This is a genomic window from Streptomyces sp. PKU-EA00015 (genome assembly GCF_013387495.1).
Classification (GTDB): domain Bacteria; phylum Actinomycetota; class Actinomycetes; order Streptomycetales; family Streptomycetaceae; genus Streptomyces.
The window spans coordinates 246,773-268,019 of the sequence record NZ_JABZEE010000011.1 but is presented as its reverse complement, the minus strand read 5'-3'; the positions used below and the strand labels follow the sequence as shown (position 1 = coordinate 268,019).

Annotated in this window: 26 protein-coding genes; 6 read left to right on the top strand and 20 right to left on the bottom strand. The window is 71.6% G+C overall.

Translation table 11 applies throughout. The annotated features are described in order from the left end of the window. Positions 1-54: 54 nt before the first annotated feature. Complete coding sequence (locus HW130_RS11855) at positions 55-564, top strand: hypothetical protein (protein WP_177149444.1); 510 nt, start codon at positions 55-57, stop codon at positions 562-564. Between the two features lie 62 nt (positions 565-626). On the opposite strand, the gene HW130_RS11850 is transcribed toward HW130_RS11855, so the two are convergent. From HW130_RS11850 to HW130_RS11810, 9 genes are all read right to left on the bottom strand, one after another. Beyond that, positions 627-878 carry a hypothetical protein gene (locus HW130_RS11850; RefSeq protein WP_177149443.1) on the bottom strand — a complete coding sequence of 84 codons (252 nt, stop codon included), beginning with the start codon at positions 876-878 and terminating at the stop codon, positions 627-629. Further along, positions 854-1,111: a hypothetical protein gene (locus HW130_RS11845; protein WP_177149442.1), complete on the bottom strand. Its 258-nt coding sequence runs from the start codon at positions 1,109-1,111 to the stop codon at positions 854-856. Before HW130_RS11845 ends, HW130_RS11850 begins: the two co-directional genes overlap by 25 nt. Next, complete coding sequence (locus tag HW130_RS11840) at positions 1,108-1,989, bottom strand: peptidoglycan-binding protein (RefSeq protein ID WP_177149441.1); 882 nt, start codon at positions 1,987-1,989, stop codon at positions 1,108-1,110. The genes HW130_RS11845 and HW130_RS11840 overlap by 4 nt, the downstream gene beginning before the upstream one ends. Before the next feature lie 14 nt (positions 1,990-2,003). Continuing rightward, on the bottom strand, positions 2,004-2,645 hold the full coding sequence (locus HW130_RS11835; protein ID WP_177149440.1) for a hypothetical protein: 642 nt from the start codon (positions 2,643-2,645) through the stop codon (positions 2,004-2,006). A gap of 241 nt (positions 2,646-2,886) precedes the next feature. After that, positions 2,887-3,033: a hypothetical protein gene (locus HW130_RS11830; protein ID WP_177149439.1), complete on the bottom strand. Its 147-nt coding sequence runs from the start codon at positions 3,031-3,033 to the stop codon at positions 2,887-2,889. Beyond that, positions 3,030-5,411, bottom strand: coding sequence for a hypothetical protein (locus tag HW130_RS11825; protein ID WP_177149438.1), 2,382 nt, complete (start codon positions 5,409-5,411; stop codon positions 3,030-3,032). The genes HW130_RS11830 and HW130_RS11825 overlap by 4 nt, the downstream gene beginning before the upstream one ends. Then, positions 5,398-6,243: a hypothetical protein gene (locus HW130_RS11820; RefSeq protein WP_177149437.1), complete on the bottom strand. Its 846-nt coding sequence runs from the start codon at positions 6,241-6,243 to the stop codon at positions 5,398-5,400. Before HW130_RS11820 ends, HW130_RS11825 begins: the two co-directional genes overlap by 14 nt. Before the next feature lie 9 nt (positions 6,244-6,252). Beyond that, positions 6,253-7,353, bottom strand: coding sequence for a hypothetical protein (locus HW130_RS11815; protein WP_177149436.1), 1,101 nt, complete (start codon positions 7,351-7,353; stop codon positions 6,253-6,255). A gap of 9 nt (positions 7,354-7,362) precedes the next feature. After that, a complete protein-coding gene (locus tag HW130_RS11810; protein ID WP_177149435.1) occupies positions 7,363-7,983 on the bottom strand; it encodes a hypothetical protein in 621 nt (206 codons plus the stop codon). A 32-nt stretch (positions 7,984-8,015) separates the two neighbouring features. Between HW130_RS11810 and HW130_RS11805 the strand changes: the two genes are divergently transcribed. Further along, the gene (locus tag HW130_RS11805; RefSeq protein ID WP_177149434.1) at positions 8,016-8,426 is read left to right on the top strand and encodes a hypothetical protein; all 411 of its coding nucleotides are present in this window, start codon (positions 8,016-8,018) and stop codon (positions 8,424-8,426) included. Between the two features lie 10 nt (positions 8,427-8,436). Here the strand turns inward: HW130_RS11805 and HW130_RS36725 are convergent, their stop codons facing one another. The 7 genes from HW130_RS36725 to HW130_RS11770 all read right to left on the bottom strand — a co-directional run bounded on the left by HW130_RS36725 (position 8,437) and on the right by HW130_RS11770 (position 11,506). Next, positions 8,437-8,625 carry a hypothetical protein gene (locus HW130_RS36725; RefSeq protein ID WP_309140405.1) on the bottom strand — a complete coding sequence of 63 codons (189 nt, stop codon included), beginning with the start codon at positions 8,623-8,625 and terminating at the stop codon, positions 8,437-8,439. Positions 8,626-8,837: 212 nt separating this feature from the next. Next, the gene (locus HW130_RS11795; RefSeq protein ID WP_177149433.1) at positions 8,838-9,128 is read right to left on the bottom strand and encodes a hypothetical protein; all 291 of its coding nucleotides are present in this window, start codon (positions 9,126-9,128) and stop codon (positions 8,838-8,840) included. A 109-nt stretch (positions 9,129-9,237) separates the two neighbouring features. Continuing rightward, the gene (locus HW130_RS11790) at positions 9,238-9,831 is read right to left on the bottom strand and encodes a phage tail protein (RefSeq protein ID WP_177149432.1); all 594 of its coding nucleotides are present in this window, start codon (positions 9,829-9,831) and stop codon (positions 9,238-9,240) included. Positions 9,832-9,884: 53 nt separating this feature from the next. Beyond that, positions 9,885-10,220, bottom strand: coding sequence for a hypothetical protein (locus HW130_RS11785; RefSeq protein WP_309140409.1), 336 nt, complete (start codon positions 10,218-10,220; stop codon positions 9,885-9,887). Positions 10,221-10,464: 244 nt separating this feature from the next. Next, a complete protein-coding gene (locus HW130_RS11780; RefSeq protein WP_177149430.1) occupies positions 10,465-10,683 on the bottom strand; it encodes a helix-turn-helix domain-containing protein in 219 nt (72 codons plus the stop codon). After that, entirely contained in the window at positions 10,680-11,195 is a 516-nt protein-coding gene (locus HW130_RS11775; RefSeq protein ID WP_177149429.1) for a hypothetical protein, read from the bottom strand. The genes HW130_RS11780 and HW130_RS11775 overlap by 4 nt, the downstream gene beginning before the upstream one ends. Beyond that, a complete protein-coding gene (locus HW130_RS11770) occupies positions 11,192-11,506 on the bottom strand; it encodes a WhiB family transcriptional regulator (RefSeq protein WP_309140403.1) in 315 nt (104 codons plus the stop codon). Before HW130_RS11770 ends, HW130_RS11775 begins: the two co-directional genes overlap by 4 nt. A 250-nt stretch (positions 11,507-11,756) precedes the next feature. On the opposite strand from HW130_RS11770, the gene HW130_RS11765 reads away from it, so the two are divergent. Together HW130_RS11765 and HW130_RS11760 are read left to right on the top strand one after the other, a co-directional pair. Continuing rightward, positions 11,757-12,209: a helix-turn-helix transcriptional regulator gene (locus HW130_RS11765; protein ID WP_177149428.1), complete on the top strand. Its 453-nt coding sequence runs from the start codon at positions 11,757-11,759 to the stop codon at positions 12,207-12,209. A gap of 41 nt (positions 12,210-12,250) precedes the next feature. Further along, positions 12,251-12,742, top strand: a complete 492-nt coding sequence (locus HW130_RS11760; RefSeq protein ID WP_177149427.1) for a hypothetical protein — start codon at positions 12,251-12,253, stop codon at positions 12,740-12,742. Positions 12,743-12,770: 28 nt separating this feature from the next. Here HW130_RS11760 and HW130_RS11755 read toward each other — a convergent pair whose 3' ends face one another. The 4 genes from HW130_RS11755 to HW130_RS11740 all read right to left on the bottom strand — a co-directional run bounded on the left by HW130_RS11755 (position 12,771) and on the right by HW130_RS11740 (position 17,086). Continuing rightward, positions 12,771-13,793, bottom strand: a complete 1,023-nt coding sequence (locus HW130_RS11755; RefSeq protein WP_177149426.1) for a LacI family DNA-binding transcriptional regulator — start codon at positions 13,791-13,793, stop codon at positions 12,771-12,773. A 77-nt stretch (positions 13,794-13,870) separates the two neighbouring features. Further along, positions 13,871-14,698, bottom strand: a complete 828-nt coding sequence (locus HW130_RS11750; RefSeq protein WP_177149425.1) for an ATP-binding cassette domain-containing protein — start codon at positions 14,696-14,698, stop codon at positions 13,871-13,873. Continuing rightward, positions 14,695-15,717: an ABC transporter permease gene (locus HW130_RS11745; protein WP_177149424.1), complete on the bottom strand. Its 1,023-nt coding sequence runs from the start codon at positions 15,715-15,717 to the stop codon at positions 14,695-14,697. The genes HW130_RS11750 and HW130_RS11745 overlap by 4 nt, the downstream gene beginning before the upstream one ends. 352 nt (positions 15,718-16,069) lie before the next feature. Further along, on the bottom strand, positions 16,070-17,086 hold the full coding sequence (locus HW130_RS11740) for a sugar ABC transporter substrate-binding protein (RefSeq protein ID WP_177149423.1): 1,017 nt from the start codon (positions 17,084-17,086) through the stop codon (positions 16,070-16,072). A 319-nt stretch (positions 17,087-17,405) separates the two neighbouring features. On the opposite strand from HW130_RS11740, the gene HW130_RS11735 reads away from it, so the two are divergent. Next, a complete protein-coding gene (locus HW130_RS11735) occupies positions 17,406-18,368 on the top strand; it encodes a carbohydrate kinase (RefSeq protein WP_177149422.1) in 963 nt (320 codons plus the stop codon). 286 nt (positions 18,369-18,654) lie between these two features. After that, positions 18,655-21,234 (top strand): glycoside hydrolase family 32 protein, encoded by a 2,580-nt coding sequence (locus tag HW130_RS11730; RefSeq protein ID WP_177149421.1) that lies wholly within the window; start codon positions 18,655-18,657, stop codon positions 21,232-21,234. The last annotated feature ends 13 nt before the right edge of the window (positions 21,235-21,247 follow it).

The window sequence follows — 21,247 nt, the reverse complement described above, 5'->3', positions numbered from 1 at the left end:
CGCCGCGTGCCCGATCAGTGGGCGGCCCGCGGGGGCGCCGCGTTAGCATCCCGCATGCCCATTCCCTGGCGATCCAGCGCCGAGGTGTTCACGCGGATCCTGCGACAGCGTGGGCTCGACCCCGATGCCGTACGCGACGTCGACGCTGCGTGGGACGCCTTCGCCGAGTTTCTCCAGACCGAGGTCGAAGGGATCGAGCCGCCTGAGAACGACGGCGACGGCTTCATCGCCGAGTGGGGCAGGTGGAGCTGGAACGATGACCAGCCTGTGCTGTCCTTCGGGCGACTGCTCGCGGTGGACAACGGCGGGGAGCGTGACGATCCCCATGGGCAGCCGGAGTACTGGAAGGTGGAGTTGCAGCTCGTCTTCGGCGAGGACCCGGCATGGGCCGATCTCGACAGCATGGGACATCAGGACACCGGGTTCGACCACGCCGAGATCGGCGCTTCAAGGACTGCCGCGCTCGGAGAGATGCGTCGCTTCATCGAGTCCTACCCCCAGCTGGTCGCCATGTGGCGAGCCGAACCCGCTCGCAGCGCCTTGACCCTCGAACGAGCGGGATAGCGCGGGCTCGACAGGGAGGCGGCCACCCCTGACGCACGGGTGGCCGCCCCACGCCGGTCCGTTCAGTGCTTCTTGCGGCCCTTGGCCGTGGTCGCGCCCGGCGACTTCACCGCGGCCGCGGCGTCCACGACGCCCCAGCCGTAGACCGGTGAGTAGACACCCGTCAGGCCGGTGCCCGGCTGGCGGGCCGTGCCGAGGAGCGGCCCGACTGAGCCCGGCCTGGCTCGCGGATGCGTCTCGGGTGGTGCGGGGCTGCCGGCGCACGGCCGGCAGCCCCGCGGATGCGGTGTCAGCGGGTGCCCGATGCCTGCCACACCGCGACCGCGAGCGCCGCGCAGGAGGTGATCGCGGCGAGGGACGGCAGCGGCCAGCGGGTGCGTTCCAGGGCGTCGAGGCGTTCCTCGTGGTCGACGAGCGTCTTGTCGGTCTGGTCGGCGCGCTGGAGCAGGAGCGCCAGGTCGCCACGGGTCGTCGCGAAGCCGACATCCACCGAGCGGCGCAGCCGCTCCAGTTCGACGACGACGCTCCCCGCTTCCGGTTCCGTCATGCCGCGGCCCCCCTTCCCGTGCGCGGCACCCTCAGCCGGTCCCAGCTGGCCCGGCCGGGAACGCCGTCGGCCGCGGCGCCCGTGTAGCCGAGCCTGCGCTGCCAGGCCGCGTACGAGAGCACGTCGGCGCGGCCCCACACCGGACCGGGACCGACCGCGTACCGGCCGCAGCCCTCGGCCACGAGCCGCTCGCCGACGGCCGTGATCAGCTCGCTGCGGCGGCCGGGGACGAAGAAGGCGGCCCCGGGGAAGGGCTCGTGGGACGGAACGGGCGGGGGAGACGCGCCTGCCGGCTCCGCGGCGAGCCGGCTGTCCACCCTCGCCCGCATGCGTGTCATGGAGAACGTCGGGTCGATCTTGCGCCGCGTCCACTCGCGGTGGCCGACGACGCTCGCCCCGCCCCAGCCGTGCGCCCGGCACAGCGCCGCCGACAGCCGCTCGACGGCGGCCAGTTGGGGCGCCGGATACGGGTCGCGGCCGTTGCCGAGGTTCTCGATCTCGAAGCCGTAGAAACGGGCGTTGCCGTCGACGGCGTCCGGACCGGGGGGCGGCGGCGGGGTGCGTTCGGCTGTCACGGCGGCGAGGACAGCGGCCGAGCCCGCGCCCGCATGGTTGGTGCGCCCGAAGCCGAGCAGGTGCACGGTGCCGTCCTTGGTGACGAGACCGATGCACAGCGGGCCGGGCAGTACGGCGGTGCCCTCGCGGCACAGGCGCAGGCTGTCGGTGCCGGCGGTGTGGTGGAGCATGACGCCGTGGACGGGTCCCCAGGCGCCCTTGTGGTTGCGGTTGTGGGTGCGCCAGCCGGAGTGCTCGCGCACGGTGACGCCCTCGGCGTGCAGGGCGCGCACCAGTGCGTCGGCGGTCAGGGGTGTGGCCATGGCGGTGGAACTCCTCACATGACGGGCGTGACCGTCACGAAGCGGTTGGTGAAGGTGGCGGTGCTGGTGGTGGCCGCCGACTTGTAGGCGAGGGTCGCGGTGTACGCGCCCGCGGCGGTGAGCCCGCTCACCTGGAACTGGGTCGATCCGGAGCACTGGTTGGTGCCGCTGACGATGGCGGCGCGCGCGTCGGCCGCGGCGAGGGTGAGCGTGGTGCCCAGGCGCACGTTGGCGGAGACGAAGGCCGCGGTGGCCGCGCTGCTGTTCGCACGGGCACCGACCGTGACCAGCACGGTGCCGGAAGGCGGGGCGGCGAAGGCGACCGCGGTCGGGTCGCCGGTGGAGCCGGTCAGCGTCTCCACGTAACTGGTCGAGGTGGTGGTCCCGGTCACGGTGCTGGCCTTGTGGACGGGGCCGGGAGCGACGAGCGCCCAGTGGGTCCCGGTGTAGTGGTACAGCCGCCCGGGGTTGCTGAGCCAGGCGACCATGCCGGCGACAGGCGCGACGACCTTGGCGTCACGGGTCGCGGCGTCGGTGAAACGCAGCACGGTCCGGCCGTCGACGGCTTCGGCGAGCGACTGGATGTGCTGGGGCACATCGGCGGCATCGGACGGCTGGGGGTAGGGGAGATTGCCGTACGGGGTGAGCAGAGCCATGGCGGGTTCTCCTGTGTCGGATTCGGCATCGCGCTTCGGCGCGCGGGGTCCGCGGGTTCGGAACGTGACGTCGGCGAACAGGCGGCGCGGAGGCCAGTGGTTCGGGCGCGGGGGCCGCGAAGGGGCATGGCGGGGTCCGCGCTTCGGCGCGCGGGGGCCGCGAAGGGGCTTGGCCGGGCTGTACGCGGGGCCGCGGACGGGTTGGGCGAGGCCCGTGGCCCGGTTCGCGCAGGGGCGGGGCTCAGCCGGGGGGCAGCGCCCCCGGCGGTGTCCCGTCGTCCTCGTCGCGGGCGCCGGGCACATCGACGGGGACGGGCTGCGCGGCCTCCCCCGGCGGTGTGGGCCCGGGATCCTCGAAAGGTGTCGGTTCCGGCAGCGGTTCGCTCACGAGGTCCCTCCCGCGGGTACCGGCGCGATCAGCAGATCGCGGTAGCTGAGCCGTGCGTTCGTGAGCGCGTCGAACGTGGCGTACTCGGCGGTGACCTGCACGTACGTGCGCTGGGTGCCGTACAGGGGATCCAGCGGCGCGTCCGGCGTGAGGCCGATGTCGAGCGGGGCGCCGTTGTACGCGGTGCCGCGCAGCGTCAGGGTCTGCTGAGGTGCGGCGCCGGCCTGGCAGGTCGTGCGGATGCCGACGACCCAGGCCAGCGTGGACAGCGCGGCCCCGGCCGTGTCGATCACCCGGACCGCGTCACCGAGCTGGATACGCGGATCGTGCAGGACGTCCACCTCGCCGAGCAGCGGCACCGGATAGCGCCCCGCGTCGAGCATCCGGTGCGAGAGGTCGGACGCCGCGGTGGCGCTCTGCACCCAGTCGCTCGCGGGCGCGATGTACTGCTGCTTGCCGTAGTAGGACTGGCTGGTGGAGTTCCACCAGGCGCGGGTGCGCTGCTTGGGGTCGGCGTTACGCCTGATCGGCAGGATCCGCACCGACGGCTTGCCGTCCTTGGTGACCGTCCACACGCTCGACGAACCGTGGTTGACGAACCGGACCACATACGAGGGCCCGTCGCGGCGGGCGCTCACGGTGACGCTGCCCTTGACCGAGGCGCCGCCGGTCGCGGCCGTGCCGAAGCGCACGGTGTGTCCGGTCGCGGGAGCCGCGTCGTCGACGATCTCCAGCGGTCCGATGTCGCTCTCCTCCTCGGCGACGGCGTACGCGACCTCCACCGGGATGCCCGGCTTGATCTCCCGTACGAGGGTGTCGACGACCGCCTCGCCGTGGACGAAGCCGATACCGGTCCAGTCCTGGTAGGGCTGGGCGCAGTAGTTGCGGCAGGCGTCGATCTCCTCGGAGACGGTCAGCGCGGCGATCGAGCGCCGGGTGGTGACCGTGAGGTCGGGCTCGTCGGGTACGGCCGCGAAGCGTGCCGGGCCGCGCCAGCGGAAGAGGCCCTGCTCGTCGAACTCCGCCGTGGACATGGTCGCCCGCGCGATCTCGCTGAGCGCCTCCCACTGGGAGCCGGACACCTTCGGCACGTCGTACAGGGGCACGGTCGGCAGATCGAGCACCGCACCCTTGCGCCAGCGGTCCGTCTGCTCCCATTCGGTGCGGTTGTAGGAGTCGAGATCGGGCCAGGAGCGGTCGGTGACCTGGAGGCATTCGACGGCCATGTCGGTGCGCAGGTCCACCCGGTACAGCTCGGAGGCGGGCTGGGCGGCCGAGGGGTCCGTGTAGGTGGCGGGGGTGCCCGCGAGGTACTGGCCGTCCGGCGCGGTCAGGCGCGGCTTCACGGTCGCGAGGACGCCGGTGCCGCCGGCGCGGGTGTCCACGGCGAAGCCGAGGTGCCAGGTGCCCCGGAGCGCGGCGAGCTTGCTGAAGGTCCACGAGAAGTACCAGCCGGTGCCGCCCAGCGTCCCCGAGTGGATCTTGATGGTGCCGGTGGAGATGTCGAAGACGGCGGTGTAGTGGCCGTACGCGCCCGCGCTGCGGTCGAAGACCAGTTTCAGTTCGAGCAGGCTGTCCTTGGCGAGCGCCGTGTTGACCCAGCACTCCGCCTGGAACACCTTGCCCTGCACGACGAACCGCGAGCGCGGCATCCACGATGCCGTGAGGTTCGCGGCGCGCGGCATGAGCGCCATCTCGTACGGTGCCCCGTCCCGGATCCAGTCGTACGAGGCCGGGCTCGGCAGCGTCTCGGGCTGGCCGTGGGAGGCGTTGAAGCCGCCGTGCAGGGATGCGTAGAGCACGGTGAACGGGTCGGACACGTCCTTGCCCACGGCCGGGGCACGAGGGGGCGGGCACGTGTGGATGCCGCCCTGCCGCAGCAGTTCGTCCACGCACCACACCTCCGTGGCGACCGGCCGCCCGTACAGGTAGCCGTGGTAAGGGCGTGGCAGAAGTGCCGGGCCGCGCAGCCGTTCGGCTCCGTCCAGGGCCTGAACGGTGACGGTGTCGCTGCCCGATGCGGCGGTGCGGCTGCGGACGGTGCCCCGGAAAGCGGGCAGGGTGCGGCCCGAGACGCCCGCCGCGTGGACGACGGACTGGCCGGGCCGGGCGACGTCGCCGGTGCCGCGCGGCGCCCAGGCCGAGTACAGCTGGGGTGCGGCGGCGCCGGAGGTGCCGCCGAGCTGCACCTCCAGCTGGGCGGACGAACTGCCGTTGAAGGCGCGCAGCGCCTCCGGCAGATCGGTGTTGTAGGCGCGCTCGACCTTCCAGGACTGCACCTGGCGGCCCACCTCGACGCCGCCGAGCCGGGTGGAGTGGGCGGGCGTGCGGTGCGGGGCCTCGAGCGCGCTCGCGAACTCCTCGTCACAGGACTGCACTGGCCACCTCCACGAGATCGATCCCGATGCTCCGGTACGGCAGGGGGTTCGCCGGGACATCGCTGTAGGACGTGACCGAGTAGGCGGGGCAGCCCTCGCCGATGGCGAACGCGGCGGGCGGCTCGCCCAGGGTCAGGCAGGCGCCGGCGAAACCCGTCATCCCGAGGGCGCCGGGCCGGCCGACGGGAGTGACGAAGGCGGCCCCGCCCGGGGCGACGCCGGTGACGGAGCCGGCCTGTGCGGTGGAGCTGCTCAGGTAGTCGCCGTCGATGTCCTTCCAGTCCAGCTGGGCCGTGGCGGTGCTGTCCGTCCAGTCCGGCGGGAGCAGCCAGGACACCTGCATGCCCGGCATCACGGGCCAGCCCGGCCAGAAGCCGTGGCGCCAGCCGATCGCCGTGTTCACGTCCTGGCAGTCGCCGAGGACGGTGTCACCGATGAACGCGCTGATGGTGATGGAGCCCTGCACCGTGAACCAGTGGTCCAGGCCGTTCGCGTCCGCGCTCTGGCCCGCCGCCTGATAGGGGTCCAGAAGGTTGACCGAGGCCGGGTCGATGAGGGCGACGGGCCCGTACGCGGTGGCCGCGCTGCCTTGCATCCCGGGCCCGTTGATCCTGCGGGCGAGCCGTACGAGGTGCTGGGCGTCGTCCGGCGGGAGCAGGTCCCACGACAGCTTGAGCCGGCGGGTGGTGTGCCGGGGCGCGAAGGTGGTGATCCGGCCCTCGACCGACTTGAATTCGCTGACGCTCAGTTCCGCGCTGCGGTCCCAGCTCCGGGCGGCCTGCGCGTACTCACGCAGCAGTCCCGGCTTGCCGATCCAGAGATTCCTGGCCATGACGGTCCCTCACCTCCGGGCGAGTTGGCGCTGTCCGATCAGGACGGCGCGGGCGATGGTCTGGGAGTCCACCTGGACGTGGACGGGCCGGTCCGCGAGGCGCTCCACGGCCGCGGCGAGGCGGCGCATCCCGCCGCCGGAGCCGAGCATGCCGTCCAGCCGCGAGAGCGGGATGACGGCCTCGGACTCCCCGGCCTCACCGACGAGCGCGAGGGTGCCGCCGGAGCGGGCCCGGACGACGCCGCCCTGGGCGAGCCGGGGCACGGGGATCTTCGGCAGGTTGAAGGCGAAGCCCTTGCCGCCGATGACCGGCACCCAGTCGGGCACCTTGAACTTCACCTGGTTCAGGCCGCCGATCAGGGCGTTCAGGCCGGTGACGAGCATGCGGGTGGGCAGCAGGAAGGCGTTCACGACGCCCTTGAACAGCGGCGCGAGGAAGCGGGCCGCGGACGAGGAGGCGCTGCGGATGCCGCTCCACGCGGCGGTGAGCCCCGTGCGGACCAGCTTGGCCACCTTGTCCATGTTGACGAACTGCGCGATGAGGGGCGCGAGCAGCGTCATGATCAGCCCGAAGGGGCTGGCGGCCATGGCGAGGTTCAGGCCCCGCTGGGCGAGGCTGGCGCCCTTGAGGCCCCTGCCGAGACTGCCCATGGACTTCCCGCCGCGGTCGGCGTTCTTGCCGGCCTTGCCGACGGACTTCTCGACGGCGTCGGCCTGCCGCTTGACGTCCCGCAGGGCGTTCTTGGTCTTGTCGGCGGAGGACTTCAGCTTGTCTAGGGAGGTCTTGAACTTGTCGGCGGAGCCCTTGGACCGATTCATCGAACCGCCGGCGTTGTTCAGCCCGCCCCTGAGACGTCCGAGGGCGCCCTCGCCTCGTGCGACGGCCGTCCGCAGTCGGCCGACCGAGCTACCTGCCTGGTCCGAGCCGGTACGAAAGCGCCCGAGCGCGGGCGATGCCTGGGCCAGTGACCCCCGTACTCGGTCGACGGCGGTCGCCGAGGTGCGGACGGACTGCTGGACCTTTCCCATGCCCGCGCCCGTGCGCTCCAGCGCACCCCGGAATCCGTTGATACTGGTGGTGGCCCTCTTGAAGGAACTCTGCAGTGACACCTCGGCTCCTCACTGTCCGGAGACGGAACGGCTGAGCGCGTTGAAATCCGAGCGCAGCGAGTTGATTCGGGTCTGGAGGTCCCGTGCCGCTTTTGCGGCCGCCTCCCGGTTTTCCTCGATCGCCTCGGCCTTCATCCGGGCTTCATTCTGCAGACGCACGATCTTCTGGTGAGCGCCTCGGACATCTTTGAGGGCTTGGATCGAGTCCTGCCGTGCGGAACTCGCCCGGCGCGCCTCCTGTTGTCCTGCCCAGCTGCCCGCACCGGCCCGACGCGCCATCTCCTGCGCATTGCGAAGCGCCTTCTCGGAGCGGCTGTAGGACGCGTCGGCGCGCTTCTGGATCTTGTCGAGGCGCTTTTCCGCCGCTTCCAGCCTGCCCTTCTCGTCGCGGGCGTGGGGCCATGTCCACTTCTGCACACCAGCCCAAGTGATGCCCTTTTCATCGACTTTGAAGAGGGTGGGATCGATCTTGACCGGTGTGAAACCGAGCGCCACACCCGCCACACCGACTTTGAGCAGGTCGACGGTGGTACTCAGGCCGTTGAGTTTGTGCTTGAACGCATCGGCCTCGCCCTTCGTCCAGAAGTACAGGACACTCTCGTCCTGTGATTTTTTCGAACTTCCAGCCATGTGGACTCCTTCGATCCTGAGAGACTGGCGCAGTGGAAGCTTTGGGGTGGGTATTCGTGGCGGTCATGGCCCTGACGTTGGGGGTGTTTGCGCCCTTCTCGATCGTTCCGCTGCTGGTCGAGCGCCGGCTGCGACGCGTCGGAGTGGACGTCGTCGGCATCTGCAAGCGCGTCGGCACATCCGAGGACCGGCACTGGACCAGCTTCGAGTTCGAGGTGGAGCCGGGAAAGGTGGTCCACTACAAGACCGCACTGAGCGACCGGTTCTGGGGAACGCCCGGAGAACCGGCCGATCTCGTGTACGACCCGTCGTCGCCCTGGCGCCGGGTGCGCACCAAGCGACAGCTGTCCACCCGGTCGGAGGGGTGGGCAGTTCTGTGGTCCGGACTGCTGGTCGAAGTGGTGTTCCTCGCCGGTTACGTGCTCTACCTCAACTACGAGTGAGGCCCGGGCGTCAGGCGAAGAAACGGGCGATCTCCGCGGGGGAGGCGCCGGCTTCGGAGTGCGCGCGGGCGGGGTCGTCGTCCGGGGGCTCCGTGAGGCCCGGACGGGGCAGTGGCTTCGGGTACTCCAGCGGCTCGCTCTCCTCGTCGCGGTTGACCGTGGCGAACATCCAGTTCGCCTCGGCCAGTTGATCCGCCATGTGGGCGAGGAGATGGTCCGTGACCGACCAGTCCGCAGCCTCACCGTGCAGCGCCCGCAACAGCTCGCTGTCGCGGGGCAGATGCCGGATGAGGACGGAGAGCCGGCGCGAGGAGACGGTGCCCCGGTGCCAGTCGAGCAGGTCGACACCGAAGTGCCGCAGGAGGTCGGCCTCCAGGGCCTCGGCGTGCTCTTCGACGAGCTCGCCGAGGCTCAGTCTTCCCCCAGGCCGAGCCCGGTCTCCTTGCCGTACGCCTCCAGGATCGCGGCGATGTCCTGCATGGTGACGTCGTGCCGCTCGAAGCGGGCGAACTGCTGCTCGCCGAGGAGCAGCCGCAGCAGCCCGTCGATGTCGTTGTCGTCCAGGTCGCGCAGCGCGCGGGCCGTGCCGCGATTCAGCTCGGTCGGGAGCCGGTAGCTCTCCTCGTCGAGCCGGAAGGTCCAGTCCCGGCCGAGCGCTTCGAGGCGCTGGGCGCGGGCGGCGTTGACATCGAATCCGGCCATGGATCTCCTCCAAGAGGTGTGGGTGTTGTGCCGTTCGGCGGGTGGCCCGGCGCGCGGGGTGAACCGCGCGCCGGGGTGGAACAGGTGGAGCTGCCGATCGGGGAGGGGCTCAGGCCAGCGCGGCCGGGTCGTTCACCAGCCAGGTGGCCAGCGGCTTCGTCGGGTCGTCGCCGGACAGCGCGGTGAAGGTGACGCCGAGCTTGACCGCGCCCGTGCGGGTCAGGGACAGCTCCTCGACCTCGGAGACGGCGCCGTACGGAATGACCAGGCGGTACCGCAGGTCCTTCGTGCCGTTGTTGTCGGCGAAGTCGATGGCGAGGGCTCGCTGGTCCTGCCCGCCCGGGTTGCCGGTCATCTCGATCTTCTGGGCGGTGGTCTCCACCGTGGAGCCCGACGAGACGAGGGAGCCGGACGACAGGCCCAGGTAGAACGGGAAGGTGTCCTTGTTCATCTGGAGCAGTTGGAACTTCACCGTCAGATCGCGGTCGGAGAGCAGGAACCGGGCCGGGGCCATGGACTGCCAGGTGTCGATCGGGTCGTTCTTGTCCTTCTTGTGGAACTTCACGCCGTCGGAGGACGTGAAGCCGAGATTGACCCACGGCGAGGCCAGCGCGGCCGTGTCCTTCACGGTGGTCCCGGCGGTGGCGGTCCACACGCTGCCGGCGCCGGCGATGCGGATCTCGGTGTTCTTGAAGCCAGCCATGCGTAACTCCTCGGAAGAGTACGGAAAGACGGAGGTCTGAGGGTGGAGCGGGCCTACGCGGGGCGGATGGACAGCCGCAGTGTGGCCAGATAGCGGTTGCCGGCCGGGCGGTTGTAGTCCGGCAGCCAGCGCGGCCCGTCGGCCTCGTCGACTTCGGTGACGACGGCTCCGCCGTAGTGGGTGTCGACCAGTTCCAGCACGCACGCACGGGCCGCGAGCGCGATGCCGTGCGCGACCGTCTTGTCGGCCGCGTAGACCTCCAGGTCGACGAGGGGCCGGTCGAGGTGCAGATCGTCGAGCCAGGCGCCGCCGGCGCGGGAGACGAGTACCACCTGCTGGGTGCCGTCGAAGCCGGCGGGCGGCCGGTTGTCGACCACCGTTTGGGCCATCTCGGCGCGGTTCTTCAGGAAGTCGACGACGAGCCGTTCGACATCGGGGAAGTTCAGGGTCGCCACATGGACGCTCCCTTCCGGGATGGGCGAGGCGAGGTCCGGAGGCGGGGAGGGGCGGGCGGCCGGGCCGTCCGCGACGAGGGCGGGCCTGCTGCGCCCCTCTTCACCGTCTCCGGGAAACACTCAGCGGCAGGTCCGTCGCCCCGTCCGGTCGGTCCGTGGGCGCAGCTCTGCCGCTGCATCAACTGTGACGCGGAGGGCCGGATCCCGCAACTGAGCTGTTCCTGCGCAGGTGGACGGCACGCTCGGCGGCGAACACGTCCTCCAGGCGGTAGAGCAGGGCACGGCCCTGGCGCCCCGCGGCGGCCAGTTGCCCCCGCTGCACCCATTTGCGGATGGTGGCGGGCGCGACCCCCGCTTCGCGCGCGGCCAGTTCGGCGGTGATCAGGGGCGTGCTCACGAGGCCTCCTCGACCGGTGTGCGGCAGGCGGGGTTGACGCAGCACACTCGTGCGCGCTCCGGCAGGGCCCGCAGGGACACCGATCCGCACTCCGGGCAGCGTCCCGGAAGCCGCACCACCTGTTCGGGGTCCCCGAGCTCCCGCGCACAGCGTGCGGCCATCCGCCGGGCCTCGTCCTCGACGTGGGCGGCGAGCACGGGATCCGAGCCGATGCGTTCCAGGAGCCCTGCGATACGGCGCAGCCTCACCGGTACGGGCGCGGGCGCCACGGGCCGCAGGCCGAGCCGCTCCCGGACCGCCTCCTCCAGTTCGACGACGCCGTCGGTGATGTCCCGTACGGCGTCGGAGACATGGAGCCGCAGGGGCGCGGAGGCCCCACCGGAACGCGGTGTGCCGGAGCGTCGGCGTGCGTGGGGAGGCGTGCCGGAGGAGGGCGCCAACTCGCCTACGAGGTCGGGGAATCGGCGAAGAAGCACGCTCAGCCAGAGAGAGGGTCCGGTCGATGGGTTCACGCGCGGTCCTTCCGGGCCGTCCCACGGGATGATCCGGCCGACGGGACCTCGCGGCCGTTGCGCCACAGCCGGCCGCCGCTGACACCGTCGAACCAGGTGTGCTCAGGGTCGACGACCGTCACGCATTCACGACGGATCGGGCACTGATTGCAGGCGCGCAATACCGGTTCGGCCTCGGACCTACTGCGCGTGAAGATCGAACGCTCGGGCAGTTGTGCGCAGGCAGCGGCGCGGCGCCAGTCGAGCTCCCCGCCCGATACGGGAAAGTGCCAGTTCATGAGGGTAGTGGATGTAGTCGACTGCGGAGACACGTGCGACTCCTCCCCATGTATGGGAACATGTGTTCGACAGTTGCGAACGCGCGATCAGAGTCGCATGGTGCGCGCGCGTGCGCAAGTGACTACCAGTCGTGAGGGGGGTCACGTGGCGGTCCGTCATGCACCCCTTGACCGGCGGAAGTTGGACCGTCACAGCTTTTCCCCAGGAACGCGCGTGCGCGCACACATCTGGGTGCGCGCGCGATCGGTACGCTGCTCCCCGCGACGAGGGGAGAGCGACAAGATGAGTTCCGGCTCGCGGGCCAGCGCCCGCACCGACCACGGCTACCGGGCCGAAGGGCTCGAGGAATTCGCCGGCTGGATCGAGGAGTTGTTGCGGGGACGCGGCTACGACATCGACAGTCCGCGCGGCGGCGGCAAGTCCAAACTGGCCGACGACGCCGGCGTACACCGCGCGGCGGTCAGCAGACTGCTGCAACGGCAGTCGATGCCCGACCTGGAAACCATGCGGCGCATAGCGGTCGTCCTCGGGGTACCCCTGCGCGAGATGCTGATCCGCTCCGGACGGCTGTCCGAGCAGGATCTGCCTCTGGCAGAAGGGCAGTTGGCGGACAGTCAGCGGTACACGGCCCTGCGGATGAGTCCCGAGGAGGCCGCTATCAGAATGGGTGTGCCGCCCGAGCTCCGGGAGCTCTTCGTCCGTGTGGTGCGGCAGTTCCTGCCGGAGGACGGCTGAATCGTGACGCTGGCCCGTGGGGGGCCTCGAAGGAGTACGGGATGGGCAACACGGGGGGTGGCGAGGATGACACGGCACGAGTGGCCCGTCTGGTGGGCGACCTGCTCATCGGCCTCGGCGAGAAGGTACGGGCCGCCGGCCCCGAAGGCGTACGCATCCTCACGGACGAGGAACTGCAGCGGGACCAGCTGAACTGGTTCCGGGCCGGCTGGAACGAACACGCGATCGCCTCCGCGGAGGGCACCGGCCAGGAGCGTGCGGGCGGGAACGACGGCGAGAGATTCGCTCCCGCTCCCGAGGCACACCGGCCGCACCCCGACAACGACGACTTCCTGCTGCCCGCCGCGCGCCTGTTGCGCTTTCCCGAATCCGGACGCGCGGGTGCGGCCGGCGACGGCTCGTACCCCCTGCCCATCGTGGGGGCGGGTGAGGCGCGCGTACGGGACCTGATGCCGCACCGGCGGCGGCACAAGGGCGGTGGTGCGAAGGACACGGATCACGGCCCGGGAGGACCGGGCGCTCCGAGCGACTGACGCCCCCTGCGGGCCCATCCTCTTCGGATCAGTCGCCTCGCACCGGCAGTTCGCCCGAGCCCCGCGCCACCAGGCGGGTCGGGATCGTGACCGTACGGGCCCGGGTGCGGTCGCCGTCCAGGCGGGACAACGCCGTCGTGGCCGCCGCCGTGCCCAGGGCGGACGGGTTCTGGGCCACCACCGTCAGGGCCGGTTCCAGCACCTCCGCGAGCGGAAGGTCGTCGAAGGTGACCAGGGCGACGTCCCTGCGGCCGGTGCGGGCGAGTTCCGCCACGACCCCGAGCGCCACGATGTTGTTCCCGGCGAAAAGGGCCGTGGGAGGCTCCGGCAGGGACAGCAGGCGCGTGGTGACCGCGGCTGCCGTGCTCTGGTCGTGGGCGCCGGTCACCAGCGTGCGGTCGTAGGCGATGCCCGCGTCCTCCAGGGCGGCGCGGTAACCGGCGAGGCGCTCGCGCCGCGTGTACAGCCTCGTGGGCAGGTCACCGACGAAGCCGATGCGCCGGTGGCCGCGCTCGACGAGGTGCGCGACGCCCTCCTGCGCGCCGGAACGGTTCGAGCTGACGACGCAGTCGGCGGACAGTCCGACGCCCGGGCGGTCGAGGAAGACCACGGGCAGGCCGGCCGCGCGCTGGGCCTTGAGGTAGGTGTGATCGGCCCCGAACGCCGGCACGACCATCAGCACGCTGACGCGCCGCGCGAGGAAGGTCTGGATCAGAGTCCGTTCGCGGTCGGGGTCGTCGGCGGACGACCCCATCAGGAGCGTCAGCCCCCGGTCCCGCACCGTGTCCTCGATCCCGCCCGCGACCGTGCCGAAGAACGGGTTGCCGAGGTCCGGGACGATCAGGCCGATGGTGGTGTCGGGACCGCCCACGCGGATGTTGCGGGCCATCAGGTTGGGCTGGAAGCCGAGCTTCGCCACGGCGGCGAGCACCCGCTCCCTGGTCTGCGGCGAGCTCGGCCCGTCCTCGTTGAGCACCCGTGAGACCGTCTTGGCGCTGACGCCCACCTCGCGGGCCACATCGGCGAGGGTCGGGCGTCGTGTCGCGGCCATGTGTCACCGTTCCTGTGTGTGCGGCCCGGCGGGTCCCGGCCGGGAAGCCGGCCGGGACCCGCCGGCGGGATGCTGAGTCAGTGGGCGGAGACTCCGGCCGCTCTGGCGGCGTCCGTGTCCGCGACGACAGTACCGCCGCCCTCGCGCACACTCAGTGCCCCCGTCATGATGGCGACGACCTCGGCCATCGAGTAGTCGGACGGCTTGATGAGGGCCTCGCGCCGGCCGAGCCGGTGGACGTGGATACGGTCGGCGATCTCGAAGACGTGCGGCATGTTGTGGCTGATCAGGACCACGGGCATGCCCTTGTCACGGACCCGGCGGATCAGGTCGAGGACCTGTCCGGACTCCTTGACGCCGAGCGCGGCCGTCGGCTCGTCCATCACGACGACGCTCCTGGCCCAGGCCACGGAGCGCGCGACCGCCACGGCCTGGCGCTGACCGCCGGAGAGGGTCTCCACCGGCTGGGTCAGGGACCGCAGGCCGATCTTGAGGTCGGCCATGTGGGCCGCGGCCTCCTGCCGCATCCGCTTCTTGTCGAGCATGCGCAGCGCGCTGCCGAGGAATCCGGGCCGGCGCAGCTCGCGTCCGAGGAACATGTTGGAGGCGATGTCCATCGACGCGGCGACCGCGAGGTCCTGGTAGACGGTCTCGATGCCGTGCTGCCGGGCACTCTGCGGGCCGGTGAACCGGATGGGCTCGCCGTTCAGCCGTATCTCCCCCTCGTCCGGGACGACTGCACCGGTGAGCGCCTTGATCAGACTCGTCTTGCCGGCGCCGTTGTCGCCGATCACGGCGAGGACCTCGCCGGGCAGCAGGTCGAAGTCGGCGCCGTCGATGGCGGTGACATGGCCGTACCGCTTGACCAGGCCGCGGGCCTGGAGCACGGGGGTGGGCGTGTTCATCGGGCCTTCTTCCGGGAGATCTGGTCGACGGTCACGGCCAGGATCACCAGCGCGCCGGTGATCAGGGTCTGGTAGATCGAGGCGACGCCCATCAGCTGGAGGCCGTTGCGGAACACGCCGACGATGAGGACGCCGATGAAGGTGCCGAGGACGGCGCCGCGTCCGCCGAAGAGACTGGTGCCGCCGAGTACGACGGCGGTGATGCTGTCCAGGTTGTCCGTCTGTCCGGCCTGCGGGTCGCCGACGCCGGTGCGGGAGATCAGCAGCAGGGCGGCGATCCCGTAGACGAGTCCGGCCAGGGTGTAGATGCCGATGGTCAGCCGGGAGGTACGGATGCCGTTGAGGCGGGCGGCCTCGGGGCTGTTGCCGAGCGCGTACACGTGCCGGCCCCAGGACGTGCTGCTCAGCGCATAGGCGAAGAGCAGGAACAGGGCGATGGTCACGAGCGAGCCGTACGTGATGTCGGTGTTCCCCAGCGGGAACGTCTCGCCGAGCGCGGTGAGCGGGGCGGGCAGGTTGGTGACCGTCTGCTCGGCCGAGTAGATGTGGGTCAGGGCGAACGCCACGTTCAGCATGCCGAGGGTGACGATGAACGGCGGCAGCGGGATCAGTTGCACCAGCAGGCCGTTGACGAGGCCGAAGCCTCCGCAGACGACCAGGCCGAGGACGATGGCGGCGAGGGGGGAGAGGGAGCCCTCCGCGGCCGTCTTGGCGATGACGATGCTGCCGAACGCCATCACGGCGCCGCACGAGAGGTCGATCCCGGCCGTCAGGATGATCAGGGTCTGGCCGATGGCGAGCGTGCCCACGACCATGACCTGCTGAACGATCAGCGAGAAGTTCCCGCCGGTGAGGAACTGCTCGGTGGAGAGGGAGAAGAAGAGGCAGGCCAGCACGAGCGCCGCGAGCGGCCCGGCGGTGGGCGCCGTGAGCAGCCTGCGGACGGCGGTCGGCCCCTTGAGCTGGGCGTAGGGGGTGGGTGTTGGCGTGGGCGGGGTGGCGGTGGACGTGGCAGTCATCGTGATCCTTGCCAGTGGTGGGTACGGGGGCGGACCGGTCGGGCGGGTGCCGGGGCGGGGTGCGCGGCCGGGTCCGGACTCGTCCCGGCGGGGCGGCCTCACTCGGCGTGCGCCCCGCCGGGGGCGGTGGTCGGCCGGATCCGTGCGGTCCCGCCGCCGAGGGCCACCGGCCGCCCTCGGTCCCCCGGCCCGACCGGGGCCGGGGCGGGCCCGGGCGGGTCCGGGCGGGTCCGCGGTCCTGTCGAGGTCCGGACGTCCGGGGGCCGGGGGTCCGGGGGTCCGGGGGTCCGGGGGTCCGGGGGTCCGGGGGTCCGGCCGGCTCGGAGCCGCCGGGCCGGCGGCGGTGCCGGGGCTAGCCCCAGCAGTTCTCCAGGCCGAACGCCGTGTCCTTCGCGTCGACTCCCGTCTGCGGCTTGTCCGTCACGAGCGTGACGCCGGTGTCGGTGTAACCCGACGCCTTCTTCCCGTCCTTGGCGAAGTCGGCCACGGCCTGGACGCCCTGGGCCGCCATCTTCAGCGGGTACTGCTGCGACGTCGCCGCGATCTTCCCCTCCTTGACCGCCCGCGTCCCCGTGCAGCCGCCGTCGACCGAGAGGACCAGCACCTTCTTCTCCAGCCCCTTCGCCTTGAGCGCCGTGTACGCGCCGAGCGCGGCCGGCTCGTTGATCGTGTAGACGACGTTGACGTCGGGCGCCTTCTGCAGGCAGTTCTCCATGGCCGTCTGGCCCTTGGCCTGGTCGCCGCCCGTGTCCTGGGCGCACACGACGGCCGGGTCGCCCTCGGCGATGCCGAAGCCCTGGAGGAAGCCGTTGTGGCGCTGGACCCCCACGGCCACGCCGGGCGCCAGGTCCAGCATCGCGATCTTCGCCGGCTTGCCCGCCATCGCCGCCTTGGCGTACGCGCCGATCAGCTCGCCGGCCTTGAGGTTGTCGGTGGCGAAGAGGGCGTCCGTGGCGTCCTGCGGCTCGGTCGGGCTGTCCAGCGCGATCACCAGGATGCCCTTGGCGCGCGCCTTCTCCAGCGCGGGGACGATCGCCTTCGAGTCGTTCGGCGTGATGAGGATGCCCTTCACGCCAGAGGCCACCATGTTCTCCACGGCGGTGACCTGGCCCGCGTTGTCCCCGTCGAACTTGCCCGCCGCGCTGACCAGTTCGACGCCGCTCTTCTTCGCCGCCTGCTCCGCGCCCTCCTTCATCTTCACGAAGAACGGGTTGGTGTCCGTCTTGGTGATCAGGCCGACTTTCACCTGACCGCCGCCTCCGCCCTGGGCGCCGGAACCGGAGCCGCAGGCCGTCAGGGACAGGGCCGCGACGGCGGCGCAGGCGGTCACTCGGGCGAGACCGGAAACGGTGCGAGTGCTGCGGGACATGGGACGACTCCCTGCGAGTTCGGGCGAGCACGGCCGGAGACCTGTGTCGACGGCGCGGCGAGCTGCGGTGCTGCGGAGCCCGGGGGCTCCGGAGAGGAGGGACGAACGCGGTTGCTCCGCCGTGTCATCGCTGACTTATGTCATCGTTGACACCGCTTGCCGAGGATGATGGACTCCGCTTCCCGGCAACGTCAATGCCTTGGGACCGTCACAAATCGGCAACGTACGCAGCGGTGCGAACGCCCCGCCCGCTCGAGCGGCGCGGCCCGTCCCCGCGCCCCAGGCCCCAGGCCCCAGGCCCCCGAAGAGAGAAGCAGCCATGCGCCCGCAGCAGGTCACTGTCCTGGGTGAATGCGTCGCCGACGCCTTCACCTCGCCCCCGCCCGACCCGGCCGAACTCTCCCTGCGCGTCCTGCCGGGCGGCGGCCCCGCGAACACGGCCGTCGCCCTCGCCCGTCTCGGCACGCCGGCGCGCTTCCTCACGCGGCTCTCCCAGGACGTCTTCGGCCGCCTCTTCCGCGCCCACCTGGAAGCGTCCGGCGTCGACCTGTCCGGCGCGGTGCGGGCGGCCGAGCCCAGCACCCTGGCCGTCGCCGAACTGGACGACCAGGGCCAGGCGGCGTACTCCTTCCACGCCGAGGGCACTGCCGACTGGCAGTGGACACGCGCCGAGCTGGCGGCGGCCGGCCCGGACGGCGCCGCCTGCCTGCACTCCGGTTCCCTGGCGCTGGTGCGGGACCCGGGCGCGCCCGCGGTCGAGGAGTTCCTGACCCGGGCCGCCGCGACGGCGACCGTCTCCGTCGACCCCAACGTACGGCCGCTGCTGGTCCGTCCGGACGTCTACCGGCAGCGGCTGCCCCGCTGGTGCGCGGCCGCCGACATCCTCCGCCTCAGCGAGGAGGACCTGGAGCTGCTGCTGCCGGGCACGGCTCCCGATCGCGCCTGCGACACCTGGCACGCGGCCGGAGTACGGCTGGTCGTCGTGACCCGCGGCTCCCGGGGCGCACTGGCGTCGCTGGACGGGGAGCGGGTCGCGGTGCCGGCGCCGGCCACGCGGGTCGTCGACACCGTGGGCGCGGGCGACTCGTTCACGGCGGGGTTCCTCCACCACCTCGGCTCCCGCGGGCTGCTCGGCGGACGGCTCGACGGCCTGCGCGTCGAGGACGTCGCGGACGCGTGCGCCTTCGCCGTTCGCGTCGCCGCCCTGACCTGCGCCGTCGCGGGTCCCAACCCGCCATGGGGCCACCAGCTGACGCAGGCCGCCGCCGTCGCCTCCGAGTGAACGCGTATACGTTCGCGGCCGGTTCGCCCGTCCGGTCTCCGCGCGTTCCCGCCGGATCAATTCCGTCCGGACCGTTGACTCACCTGTGACGGCGTGTCCATCATCTGGCCAGCCGATGTCATCGCTGACACATGTCAGCGATGACACCCGTGTTGCCGGACCGTTGCCATCCCGGTCCGGCAGCGGGATCCCCGACTCGGCGGGCCTTCCCCGCACCGCGGCGCACCCCCATCGCCTCGCATCGCGGCGCTCCGTGCTCCGGACGGTCCGCACCACAGGAGACACCATGAGCTCTGGACGTGTTGTCCGGCGTGCCCCCGTGCGGCTGCTCGCCGCCGTGGCCACCGTTTGTGCCCTGACCTCGACCGCCGTCGCGCCGCAGTCGTTCGCCGCCGACCGCCCGCCGTTCACCGAGCCCCACCGGCCCCAGTTCCACTTCAGCCCCGCGAAGAACTGGATGAACGACCCCAACGGGCTGGTGTACTTCAAGGGCGAGTACCACCTCTTCTACCAGTACAACCCGAGCGGCAACACCTGGGGCAACATGTCCTGGGGCCACGCCGTCAGCAAGGACCTGGTGCACTGGGAGGAGCTCCCGCTCGCCATCCCGCACGACGACGAGGAGATGGTCTTCTCCGGCAGCGCCGTCGTCGACCGGGACAACACCTCGGGATTCGGCACCCGGGAGAACCCCGCCATGGTCGCCGTGTACACCAGCGCCTACAAGGACGGCGGCAAGCAGGCCCAGTCACTGGCGTACAGCACCGACCGCGGCCGCACCTGGACGAAGTACGCGGGGAACCCGGTGCTCGACATCGGGTCGAAGGAGTTCCGCGACCCCAAGGTCCAGTGGCACGCGCCGACCAGGAGCTGGTTGATGACCGTGTCCCTGTCCACCGAGCACAAGGTGCGGTTCTACTCCTCCAAGGATCTCAAGCACTGGACGCACCTCAGCGACTTCGGCCCGCAGGGCGCTGTGGGCGGCGTGTGGGAGTGCCCGGACCTGTTCCCACTGCCCGTCGACGGCGACCCCGACCGGGTCAAGTGGGTCCTCGTCGTCAACATCAACCCCGGTGGCATCGCCGGGGGTTCGGCCGCGCAGTACTTCGTGGGCGACTTCGACGGCAAGCGGTTCGTCCCCGACGACGACGGTTCCTACACGCCGCCGGCCGGCCTCGTGATGCAGGACTTCGAGGGGTCCGGCTACGGCTCGGACCACGGCAGTTGGGAGACGACCGGTACGGCGTTCGGAGAGGGGCCCGTGAAGCTGCCGGAGGACGCGCCGCCGGGCGTCACGGGAGTCGAGGGCAGGGGCTACGTCGACAGCTTCCACGGCGACGGCGCCGCCACCGGCACGCTCACCTCCCCGGCGTTCACCGTGACCAGCCCGTACGTCAACTTCAAGGTGGGCGGCGGCCGTCATCCGCACGACCCGGACGCCGTCCTGACCGATGGCCCGGTCCCGCCGCCCGCCGGGACCGTCCTCGCCGACTTCGAGGGCGAGGGATACGGGGACTGGACAGCGACCGGCGAGGCGTTCGGCGACGGCCCGGCCACCGGTACGCTGCCCGGCCAGCACCCGGTGTCCGGCCATCTCGGCGCCGGGCTGGTGAACACGTTCCTGCGGGAAGACTCGACCACCGGCACGCTCACCTCCCCCGACTTCACGATCGACCAGGACTACGTCAACTTCCTGATCGGCGGCGGCAGGCACCCCTCCTCCACCGACGCACCGACCGCGGTGCGCCTGATCGTCGACGGCAAGGTCGTGCGCAGTGCGACCGGAAAGGACTCCGAGGCGCTCAACTGGGCGTCGTGGGACGTGCGGGAGATGGCCGGCCGGAAGGCACGCATCGAGATCGTGGACGCCAACACCGGCGGCTGGGGCCACATCAACGTCGACCACATCATGCTGTCCGACACCCGCGCCCGGCCCCGCTCCACCGAGACCTCCGTCAATCTGCTCGTGGACGGGAAGGTCGTGCAGAGCGCCACCGGCTCGGACAGCGGCGCGCTGGACTGGGCGTCGTTCGACCTGCGCGCCCATGCGGGCAAGCAGGCGCGGATCCAGCTCGTCGACATGAACACCGGCGGGTGGGGGCACCTCGTCGCCGACCGGTTCGTCGCCGCCGACGAGCCCGCGGTGCCCTCGGTGCGGCGCGCGCAGTGGGTCGACCACGGCAAGGACTACTACGCGGCCGTGTCGTGGGAGGGCGCGCCGGACGGCAGGCGCCACATGATCGGCTGGATGAACAACTGGCAGTACGGCAACCACATCCCCACCTCGCCGTGGCGCAGCGCGCAGAGCATTCCCCGCGAGATGGCACTCCGCACGGTCGACGGAAGGCTCCGGCTGACCCAGCGGCCGGTGCGGACGGTCGCGTCGCTGCGCGAAGGGCCCGTGGTGACCGCGGAGCAGGTGGACGTCACCGGCGGCTCGGTGCCGCTGGCGGGCGGGCGCGCCGACGGCAAGGCGCTGGACATCGACGCCACGTTCTCCCTGCGGGACGCCGAACGGTTCGGCCTCAAGGTCCGCACCGGCCCCGGCGGCCAGGAGACCGTCATCGGCTACGACGCCGGAACGCAGGAGCTGTACGTCGACCGCACGAGGTCCGGTGCGGTCGACTTCAGCAGCGACTTCCCCGGCGTGCAGCGCGCTCCGCTCAAGGCCAGGGACGGCAAGGTCAGGCTGCGCATCCTCGTCGACTGGTCCTCCGTGGAGGTGTTCGGCGGCCAGGGCGAGGCGGTCATCACGGACCAGATCTTCCCGGACGAGGCCGGAGACGGCGTGGAACTCTTCGCGGAGGGCGGCTCGGCGAGGCTGGACGCGGTGACGGTGCACCGCCTGGGGTCGTACCGGGGGTGATCCGGGCCCGGCG